Source organism: Photobacterium sp. R1 (assembly GCF_054600795.1).
In genome coordinates this window covers 394,122-404,019 of sequence record NZ_BAAHZP010000004.1, presented here as the reverse complement: position 1 = coordinate 404,019, position 9,898 = coordinate 394,122, and the positions used below count along the sequence as shown (strand labels likewise).

8 protein-coding genes are annotated in these 9,898 nt (G+C 50.8%); 3 read left to right on the top strand and 5 right to left on the bottom strand.

Annotation, left to right across the window (positions count from 1 at the left end; genetic code table 11):
* Positions 1 to 276: 276 nt before the first annotated feature.
* Entirely contained in the window at positions 277 to 1,998 is a 1,722-nt protein-coding gene (locus ACYP03_RS09655) for a response regulator (RefSeq protein WP_459779428.1), read from the top strand.
* A 2-nt stretch (positions 1,999 to 2,000) separates the two neighbouring features.
* Here ACYP03_RS09655 and ACYP03_RS09650 read toward each other — a convergent pair whose 3' ends face one another.
* Positions 2,001 to 2,960, bottom strand: a complete 960-nt coding sequence (locus ACYP03_RS09650) for a glutathione S-transferase family protein (RefSeq protein WP_459779443.1) — start codon at positions 2,958 to 2,960, stop codon at positions 2,001 to 2,003.
* Between the two features lie 177 nt (positions 2,961 to 3,137).
* On the opposite strand from ACYP03_RS09650, the gene xthA reads away from it, so the two are divergent.
* On the top strand, positions 3,138 to 3,944 hold the full coding sequence (gene xthA / locus ACYP03_RS09645; protein ID WP_459779426.1) for an exodeoxyribonuclease III: 807 nt from the start codon (positions 3,138 to 3,140) through the stop codon (positions 3,942 to 3,944).
* An 80-nt stretch (positions 3,945 to 4,024) separates the two neighbouring features.
* On the opposite strand, the gene ACYP03_RS09640 is transcribed toward xthA, so the two are convergent.
* The 4 genes from ACYP03_RS09640 to ACYP03_RS09625 form a co-directional block, all read right to left on the bottom strand.
* Positions 4,025 to 4,702: an ABC transporter permease gene (locus ACYP03_RS09640; protein WP_248141160.1), complete on the bottom strand. Its 678-nt coding sequence runs from the start codon at positions 4,700 to 4,702 to the stop codon at positions 4,025 to 4,027.
* Positions 4,703 to 4,705: 3 nt separating this feature from the next.
* Positions 4,706 to 5,446, bottom strand: a complete 741-nt coding sequence (locus ACYP03_RS09635; protein ID WP_248141161.1) for an ABC transporter permease — start codon at positions 5,444 to 5,446, stop codon at positions 4,706 to 4,708.
* Positions 5,447 to 5,572: 126 nt separating this feature from the next.
* The gene (locus ACYP03_RS09630; RefSeq protein WP_248141162.1) at positions 5,573 to 6,349 is read right to left on the bottom strand and encodes an ABC transporter substrate-binding protein; all 777 of its coding nucleotides are present in this window, start codon (positions 6,347 to 6,349) and stop codon (positions 5,573 to 5,575) included.
* A 112-nt stretch (positions 6,350 to 6,461) separates the two neighbouring features.
* Positions 6,462 to 7,232: an ABC transporter ATP-binding protein gene (locus tag ACYP03_RS09625; RefSeq protein ID WP_248141163.1), complete on the bottom strand. Its 771-nt coding sequence runs from the start codon at positions 7,230 to 7,232 to the stop codon at positions 6,462 to 6,464.
* Positions 7,233 to 8,339: 1,107 nt separating this feature from the next.
* Between ACYP03_RS09625 and ACYP03_RS09620 the strand changes: the two genes are divergently transcribed.
* A complete protein-coding gene (locus ACYP03_RS09620) occupies positions 8,340 to 9,830 on the top strand; it encodes a DUF3360 family protein (protein WP_248141164.1) in 1,491 nt (496 codons plus the stop codon).
* Positions 9,831 to 9,898: the final 68 nt, after the last annotated feature.

The window sequence follows — 9,898 nt, the reverse complement described above, 5'->3', positions numbered from 1 at the left end:
AGTGGCCAAAGGGATCAGACTGTAAATCTGACGGCTCCGCCTTCGAAGGTTCGAATCCTTCTCCCTCCACCATCTTTTAAGCCAGTGCATTGCGCTGGCTTTTTTCTTATGGCTTTCTGTCAGATTTCTTCCACTGATCCATCTCACTTCTGCGACTTCGAGGATTCTGTGCCCGGCACAGCACACATGCTCAAAAAACCGCCACAAAAAAGGACTAAACTCAAACCAACAATAACTGTGATCCTTATCACTCCAAAGCCGTATGAGGACCGTGGTATGCCTGACAAAGTCCATAAACTGAACCTGACACCGCCTCCATGGCCGACCATGCGCGTTCTGGTGATTGATGATCAGCACAGTGCACAAAGTCTGATGAAAGGCATGCTCCTGCAAATTGGCATTCGTCATATTGATACCGCCTCAAACTATCGTGAAGCGATTCATCATTGCCAGCACACGGCCTATCAGCTGATTCTCGTCGATTATCATCTGGATCACATGCTGACCGGCAGTGAACTCATCAGCCTGCTGCGTAAAAAACAATTACTGAGCCCGGAATGCGGACTGGTCATTTTCTCTGCCGATACCAGCACCCGGGTTGTTCTCACGGCACTGGCTGTTGAACCTGATGCCTTTCTGACACTGCCGATGCCTGTGATCAGCCTGCAAAACAAGCTTTGTCAGGCATGGCAAAACAGTCAGGCACGTCACCCAGTCTATCAGCGGTTAACAGCACAGGGACTGACAGAAGGGATCCGGTACTGCAAGCAGCAACTCCTCAAACATGGCCCGGATTACCAGCTTGAGCACCTGCTGCTGGATATGCTGATGGAGAACAAAGACTGGTCTCAGGCAAACCGCTATGCCAGCCTGTTCAGGAAATATCACCCCTCCGTGAAAGTCTCACTGACTGAAGCTCGCCTGTATGCTCAGGCGGGAGACAAGAACAAAGCGATTCAGCACCTACAACAGTTGCTCGAAAAATCCCCGCTGTGCCTGGAAGCACTGGATTTACTGGCAAACTATCAGGCTGAAAATAAGGAAGTGCTTGCGGCACTGGCTACCGCCCAGCGCGCGCTGAAACTATCTCCTTCCGCCAGCCACCGGGCGCTGAAGGTAGCACAGCTGGCTGCGAAAACTGGCCAGAGTAAACCCTTAATGCAGGCAGGTATGACACTGGCAACGCATCTGCCCATCATCGATATCGGGTGGATCATCTGTCTGGCTGAATTCAGTGATACCTTTGAGCAACTGTACTTCACGACGCCCTCTGCGCAGACCAAACGACAGCTCAAAGTGCAGTTAGACAAAATCACGCAGCGGGCCCGTCATCGTCTGCTGCCTGCCCAGCGTCACTTTCTGTACTGCTTTCAACAGCTCGTACAGGCACGCCTGTTGCTGGCACAAGGTTCCGCACTCAAAGCAAAGCGCCGGTTGCTGCTTGGCCTGTCAGGCTATTTCAGCTGCATTCATAAATTACCGTCTGTCATTCTGGCTGAAGCGCTGCCACTGCTTTTGCAATTGGGCGAGACCGCCCTGATTGCCGATGCCTGTCAGGCTCTGAAACACAGAGACCGTTTCGACGGACACAGCCGGCACCGCTTGCAGGCACTGCGAGAAAACAGTCTGGCATTTGACGCCCTCAGATGGCTCGAAACCACGCTGAAAACAGCACAGGCCGCAAGATTAACCCGACCGGCACAAGCGTTGTTTCATTTTGAAACCATTCTCCGCGACTACCCATTATGCAGTGAAGCCCACCTGGGCCGTATTGACTGCCTGCTCAGAATGCCAGGCACGGTTCCTCCCGGGCTGTACCGCCAGAGCCTGAACGCTGTCTGCATGATGCCGCTTCCCGCCGAACAGGCAGCCTGGCGGCATGCCTTAAGTACCGAACTGAAAACCGGAAAACATCTGAGCCATCAGCCTCAAACGGGTCCGCTTTACCGGGAACTGCCGCCCATCCAGATCACCACCTGGTCTCCGCTGCTGCACTAATCTCAGAAATCCCGGCCGTGCGGCGAGTCCAGATCAAGTGCCGGGCCTGCTGGCACAACGCCGGTCGGGTTGATCATCTGGTGACTGAAATAGTAGTGGCGTTTTATCTGCTCAAAATCGGTTGTTTCTGCCACACCCGGGATCTGATAGAGCTCTTTCAAATAACCCTGTAAATTCGGATAGTCCGCAATACGCTGCTGATTACACTTAAAATGACCAACATAAACAGCATCAAAACGGATCAGGGTTGTGAATAATCGCCAGTCCGCTTCCGTGATTTGCTCTCCTGCCAGATAGCGGTTTGATGCCAGATGCGCATCGACTTTATCCAATGCGCTGAACAGCTCAGAAAATGCCGACGCGTACGCAGCCTGCGTGCTCGCAAACCCGCAGCGGTACACACCATTATTGATATTCGGATATATGAAATCATTCCAGCGGTCAATTTCATGCCGGAGCGCCAGCGGATAGTAATCATCGTGATTACCGGTGATCGCATTAAATGCCGTATTGAGCATCCGGATGATTTCAGACGATTCATTACTGACGATGGTCTGGGTTTGCTTGTCCCACAGCACAGGGACTGTCACTCTGCCAGTGTAATCCGGTTTGGCTTTTGAATAGAGCTGATGCATAAATTCAAATCCATAGAGAGGCTCTGGCTCAGAAAACTCCCAGCCGTGTTCCAGCATGTCCGGGTCGACAACCGTTACCCCAATATGCGCGGCCAGCCCTTTCAGCTGACGGAAGATCAAAGTCCGGTGTGCCCAGGGACAAGCCAGTGAGACGTACAGATGATATCGTCCGGATTCCGCCGGAAAGCCTTGCTGCCCCTCTGGACCCGGCGCTCCGTCGGCTGTCAGCCAGTGGCGGAATCCCGCATCTTCACGCACAAATTTGCCGTCGTGCTGCTCAGTCTCATACCATACATCGTGCCAAACACCCTTGATGAGCTTTCCCATGTTTACCTCGTCGTGAGTCGATTTATTCACCATTATAAGGAAGCTATTTTCATCCGTCGGCGCAGAAAATCCGGCAAAGATCATCAGGATATTCGAACGGACTTTTACAACGCTTACGCTCATTCAGGCACTATGCTAGGATGACCACATTTCCCACGCTGACAGAACAGAATTCAAATGAAAGTCATCTCATTTAATATCAATGGATTAAGAGCAAGACTCCACCAATTGCAAGCCGTCATCGATAAACATCAGCCGGATGTCATTGGTCTGCAGGAAATCAAAGTTCATGACGAAGCTTTCCCGTTAGAAGACGTTGAAGCTATGGGCTACAAGGTGTATCACCATGGCCAGAAAGGACACTATGGTGTGGCGCTGCTGTGCAAACAAGAGCCGGTTCATGTCCGCAAAGGCTTCCCGACTGATGACGAAGAAGCACAGCGCCGGATGATTATGGCTACTTTTGAGCAGGCCAACGGTAAGCCGGTCACCATCCTGAACGGTTATTTCCCTCAGGGTGAAAACATCAATCACGAAATCAAATTTCCGGCCAAAGAAAAATTCTACGCGGATCTGATGACCTATCTTGAGGCGCATCACAGCAGCGATGAAGAGCTGATCGTCATGGGTGACATCAACATCAGCCCGATCGATCTGGATATCGGTATCGGCCCGCAAAATGCCAAACGCTGGCTGCAGACCGGAAAATGTTCATTCCAGCCTATTGAGCGCGAGTGGCTGAAAAAGCTGCTGGACTGGGGGTTTGTCGATACTTTCCGTCAGCTGCATCCGAATGCGGATGACAAGTTCTCGTGGTTTGATTACCGCTCCAAAGGGTTCGACGACAACCGTGGTCTGCGCATTGACGTGGTTCTTGCGACCCCTTCACTGGCAGCGCGCTGCCATGAAGCTGGGATTGACTATGAACTGCGCGGGATTGAAAAACCGTCCGACCACGCACCGATCTGGTCTGTATTCGAATAATCCGGGTATCTCCAATCATCGCACCAATACAGAAAAGCCAGGGATAACCCTGGCTTTTTGATTGACCGGACACAGTTGAATCAGCTCAGCGCTTTCATATGGCGCAGATACCTGCCTTCCAGTTTGCGGAAAGTCCAGATCACGGTAAATGTCAGCACCATGTAACACAAACCTGCAAACAGGAAGGATTCGAACGGTGCGTAATAGCGCGAGTTCACAATCCGGGCAGCGCCGGTCAGATCGATAATCGTGACGATCCCTGCCACAGCGGATCCATGGATCATGAAAATCACTTCGTTACTGTAAGCAGGCAGGGCACGACGCAGCGAGCTCGGCAAAATGATACGGCGGAATGCCTGCATGTGACTCATTCCGTAAGCTTTCGCGGCCTCGACTTCTCCTTTCGGCATGCTGTTAATCGAGCCCCGTACAATTTCTGCGGTATAAGCAGCGGTATTAAGTACAAAAGCCACCAGCGCACAGAACCAGGCATCTTCCCAGAGGGTGCCCTGAACATTCATAAACTGGCTGACACCGTAATAAATCAGGTACAGCTGCACCAGCAGAGGCGTTCCGCGGAAAAAGTAAATATATGCCCAGGCCGGACCGTAGATCACAGGATTCTTGCTGTTCCGTGCCACCCCCATCGGAATGGCAATCAGAAGACCAATCACCAGCGCCAGCGCAACCATCCAGAGAGTCGTATAAAAGCCTTGCAGGTACAGCTGCCAGCTGTCTGTCAGAATACTAAAGTCCATCTCTTACCTCGTATGGATACTGAACCGACGCTCTGCCCACTTCAGTGCAGAAGTAGAAAGCGAGGTAAACACCAGAAACAGCACAGCGATTGCCATATAGAACGTAAATGGCATCTGGGTGGTACCAGCAGCCAGTGCCCCCTTCCGTACCATGTCATCCAGACCGATAATCGAAACCAGTGCCGTAGTTTTCAGCAGAACCAGCCAGTTATTCCCGAAGCCCGGCAGCGCATGCCGGATCATCTGAGGCAGCAGGACTCGGCGGAAAGACATCGCACTGCTCATGCCATAAGCTTTCGCAGCTTCCAGTTCCCCTTTATCCACCGCCATAATGGCACCCCGGAAGGTTTCCGCCATATAAGCACCGAAGATGAAACCTATGGTCAGAATACCAGCAACAAAGGGACTGACCTCAATATAATCGGGCAGGTAAGATGTCCATTCATGAGCCGGATCCGACGAGGCGAAGTAGTTGTTCAGCCACTCATTGATGCCATAGAGGCTGTTGTTCAGCAGAACCTGACCGCCGAAAAAGATAAGCATCATCAGCACCAGGTCCGGGATACCACGAATCACCGTGGTGTAAGCCGTAGCCGTCACTCGGGCGGTACGGTATCGGGAGAGTTTTGCCAGTGCACCCAACATGCCCAGCGTCATCGCCAGCAGCAGTGACAGCAAGGCAACCTGCAAGGTTATCCATGCGCCTTCAACCAGCGACCATTCGTATCCTTTTAAATCCAGCAAGGGGTCACTCCTTTAAACTGCAAAGGGTTTGCCATGTAAAAAGTGCCGAGCCACCTGTGACCCGGCACTCTCTGATTCATATCGTATATTTCACCGGGAGACGCATTATTGTCTCGTTACCGGGGGTTACTCACCGTAAACATCGTATGAGAAGTATTTATCCTGAATCTGTTTATAAACACCTTTCTCACGCAGTGACAGAATGGCTTTATCCAGCTTCTCAGTCAGGTCTTTGTCCTGCTTACGAGTCGCAATTCCGAAACCGTCACCGAACCATTTCGGATCAGTCAGCGAAGGACCAATGAATTCATAACCATCGCCGCCATCTTTATTCAGCAGACCTTCTTCCAGCGCAGAAGCATCTCCCAGAACCGCTGCGATACGACCCGCTTTCAGATCCAGATACGCATCATCGAATGAGCCGTAACGAACAATCTCAACGGAATCACCGTAGTTGTCTGTCAGGTATTTATCGTGCGTGGTTGCACGCTGAACACCAATTTTCACGCCCTTCAGGCCGTCTTTCGAGAAGTCCAGCTGCGTGCCTTTTTTGGCCACGTATTTATTCGGAATCAGAGCATACTTGTGGGTAAAGTCGACTTTCTTTTTACGCTCATCCGTGATCGACATTGCGGCAATGATGGCATCGTACTTACGGGCCAGCAGAGACGGGATGATACCGTCCCAGTCCTGAGCGACGATCTTACATTTGGCTTCCAGTTCTTGACACAATGCATTGGCCATATCGACGTCAAAACCTTTCAGCTCACCACTGGGTTCAGTCCAGCTGAACGGAGGATAGGCGCCTTCGATACCAAAACGAATTTCTTTCCACTCTTTCGCCTGAGCAGAGGTCACACCCAGAGCAGAAACGACTGCGGCAGCCAAAATCCATTTTTTCATTGTCTTACTCCTGTTGTATTTGCAACAACCCGCCATGTCGCCCGGGTTGAAAGATTCGCTGAATCAGCGAAGTTGTGAGTTATGTCGGTTTGAGTAAAACTCAATCCATATTTTAGTAAATCGACGAAATAAATTGCTTTAATCTTTCTGAGTCTGGGTTTTGGAACAGTTTTTCGGGTGCACCCTGTTCTTCCACCAACCCCTGATGCAAAAACATCACCTGATTAGACACATCTCGTGCGAATGCCATTTCATGCGTCACCACCAGCATGGTCCTGCCTTCCTGAGCCAGATCCTGCATTACACCCAGCACCTCCCCGACCAGTTCAGGGTCAAGCGCCGAAGTTGGTTCGTCAAACAGCATCACTTCAGGATCAACCGCCAGTGCCCGGGCAATCGCAGCACGCTGCTGCTGACCACCAGACAGATGTCCGGGATAATAATGACGTCTCTCGTACAGGCCGACTTTCTTCAGAAGGGCTTCTGCTTTTTCAATCGCTTCGGCCTTCGGTACGCCCAGTACATGAACCGGCGCCTCAATTACATTCCCCAGAACCGTCATATGAGACCAAAGATTAAAGCCCTGAAAGACCATCGCCAGCCGGGAGCGGATACGCTGAACCTGACGCTCGTCCACAGGTAAGAATTCACCGCGACGGTTGTTTTTCATTTTAATGAGTTCACCGTTGACCCAGATTTCACCCTGAGTCGGTGTTTCCAACAGGTTAATACAGCGAAGAAACGTACTTTTACCTGAACCTGATGAACCAATAATGGAGATCACATCTCCCCGGTGCGCTGTCAGTGAAATCCCTTTCAGCACTTCGTTCTGGCCAAAAGATTTATGTAAATCCTTTACTTCAAGCGCTACTGCATCTGTCATGCGCTTTGTCTCCTGTTGCTTTGTCAAACCCACAGACTGCACTGAAAACTAATCATGCAAATCTGGCTGAATGTACTTAATACTGCCCGCACAAACCTTTATGCACAGCGACAGTAACCTTCAAACCGACACCATTAACACAGTGCCAACATATAAAGAACGGAGAGAACTGATTCTGAAAACGATTCAATGTTTCACACGATTTCTTTATACAGGTAACTTTATTTTCTTATCAATCAATTAGAGAACATTCCGTTCTTTCTGCTACAACTGCCTTTACTGCAGAGAGATAGTCTGTTTTCTCATCCCTTTGTCGAAGGTATCACCACGAACTCAGATTGACAACATTTTGTTAACGTTCGGATTTTAGCATTATCAGATAAATAAATCGCATATTTAATCATTAAACACTGCCAATTGATTATTCTGCGAACACAATAGAATCTCATTAATTATAGATAGAAACCCAGTTTCATAGATGTTCCTTTTCTGCCTCTCCGGCCAAAAACAAAGGTACATGTGTCAAACACCGGGAAAATAAAGCAACACCGGACGTTCCAGGAAGTCAGAATCAGGGAAGGTATTTGTCGGGTTGCCTTGAAATGTAATCGTTCCCATCTGATGACAGCACCAACGTCTATGCCGATTTCCCCGGATGAGCTGATTTCTCAGACCATCTCAAAGTGGGAAAACATGCAGATTGAGTAACTGATAATGTGCTTCCTAAAGAGCCAGAAAATTAGCCAGAACTTGACGGCGCTTACAGATTTGCCAACATCCGGCATCCTCAAAACTATTCCCGGCATGAAAAAGGTTGATTGTCTCGTCCCTTCCGATGCCCCTATCCCCCGCCAAAAGAACACAACTTACGTAAATTAATTACACAAACTAGTAAGATCGCCCGTATTTCTCGGGACAAAAGATGCATTTCCGTAGTTTTCCTTCATTTGAGAGAAGTGAATGATCAGGATCAAATTTGCTGGGTAAGAGCGGGAGTAAACTAACACCATAATCAATATTCGATGCCAGATGTGCATCCGTACCGGACTCAGGCCCGATCCCCGGTACATATAAAAAGAATTTCTGACTTGTAGAACGAGGCCCGCTATGTCATCAAACATTCAATACGGTGACGTCCATACCGAGGTGGAAACCGATAGTTATTCGGCTCACCATCAACCTGCCAGTGCATTTCCAAACCGCTCACGCTATCTGGATCATGAACTGCAGATCATGAAACCCCGTCGATGGGGACTCAACCTGCCCGGCCGGGATTTCCGGTTTGAGTGGGAAGATTTAGTCCCGGCCATTGCCGGAACCATCGGCATCATCGCCATGTATTCCGCCGTGATGTCTTCCTATGCGGCCGCATTCGGCCTGGGCCCTGACTTTGTGGTTGAAAACGTGCGGGTCGAGATGCTGGTGTCCGCATCCCTCTTTTGTATCCTTGTTTCCGGCTTTTTAAACCCGCGCGCCAACCTGGCTGGTAACCATGGCCCGATGATCCCAATGATTGGCATGATTGCCGCCGCAGGTGGTCACCCGCTGGCACTGGGGATTTTACTGGGCGGTTTCGGCCTGGCGCTCAGCCTGTGCAAAGGGGGCTCAAGACTGGTCAAACTCACCAGTGACGGCGTTGCCGGTGGCCTGCTGATCTTCCTGGGCTTTGTCGGCTCGACCGGCCAGATCAAAAGCCTGCTGAGCTGGGGCGGCGATATCAACATGGGTTATGTCGCCGTGCTGATTCTTTTTGTCAGTATTGTGCTGTACGCGTTTCTGGCCCGTATCGGCAAACGCTGGCTGGCAATTCCGGTCTGTGCCGTCACCGGAGGCATCATTGCCGCAGTGATGGGGGCGCCTTTCGAATTTCATACCACTCCGGGACTGCCAAACCTGAATCCGGCTTACTGGTGGGGTTCAACTGAAACCGGCTGGAAACTGGGCTTACCGACCATGGAGCATTTCATCGCTTCCTTACCGTTTGCCCTGCTGGCCGTTGCCATGTGGTCTCCGGATTTTCTGGGCCACCGCATTTTCCAGGAAATGAACTACCCTGAGAAAACCGACAAGGTCTTAATGGATGTCGACGACACCATGACCGGCTGTTCTGTCCGTCAAATCGTTGGGGCAGCCTTTGGTGGCGGGAATGTCACCTCATCCTGGGGCACCTATATGATCCCGGCCGCAATTGCAAAACGTCCGATTCCGGCGGGTGCGATTTTACTGGGCAGCATCTGTATTGTTGTCGCCATTATCGGCTACCCGATGGACATTGCGATCTGGCCACCGGTCATGACGATTGCACTGCTAGCCGGGGTATTCCTGCCACTGCTGGAAGCCGGTATGCAAATGGTGAAAGACGCCAAATCCAGCCAGTCCGCCGGGATCTGTATCTTTGCCTCGATGGCCGTCAACCCGGTCTTCGGCTGGGCGGTCACTATGCTGCTGGATAACAACGGCCTGATTGGCGACAAAGATCGTCCGAACCACCTGACACTGGCTGACCGCCTGATTATTCCGGGTCTGACACTGATTGTCTGTCTGGGTGCCATGCTGGCAGTCGGCATGATTCCGGGTATCCCTGCACTGCTGGGATAATCCTGAAGAATATGAAATATTTAGCATAGCCGTGCGACACATCAAAGCCCGGCTCAGTGAAAACTGAA

What these genes read in the sequence shown, in the direction of transcription:
- xthA (WP_459779426.1), top strand. Translation starts at nt 3,138, where the DNA reads ATGAAAGTCATCTCATTTAATATCAATGGATTAAGAGCAAGACTCCAC.
- ACYP03_RS09640 (WP_248141160.1), bottom strand. Translation starts at nt 4,702, where the DNA reads ATGGACTTTAGTATTCTGACAGACAGCTGGCAGCTGTACCTGCAAGGC.
- ACYP03_RS09650 (WP_459779443.1), bottom strand. Translation starts at nt 2,960, where the DNA reads ATGGGAAAGCTCATCAAGGGTGTTTGGCACGATGTATGGTATGAGACT.
- ACYP03_RS09625 (WP_248141163.1), bottom strand. Translation starts at nt 7,232, where the DNA reads ATGACAGATGCAGTAGCGCTTGAAGTAAAGGATTTACATAAATCTTTT.
- ACYP03_RS09630 (WP_248141162.1), bottom strand. Translation starts at nt 6,349, where the DNA reads ATGAAAAAATGGATTTTGGCTGCCGCAGTCGTTTCTGCTCTGGGTGTG.
- ACYP03_RS09655 (WP_459779428.1), top strand. Translation starts at nt 277, where the DNA reads ATGCCTGACAAAGTCCATAAACTGAACCTGACACCGCCTCCATGGCCG.
- ACYP03_RS09620 (WP_248141164.1), top strand. Translation starts at nt 8,340, where the DNA reads ATGTCATCAAACATTCAATACGGTGACGTCCATACCGAGGTGGAAACC.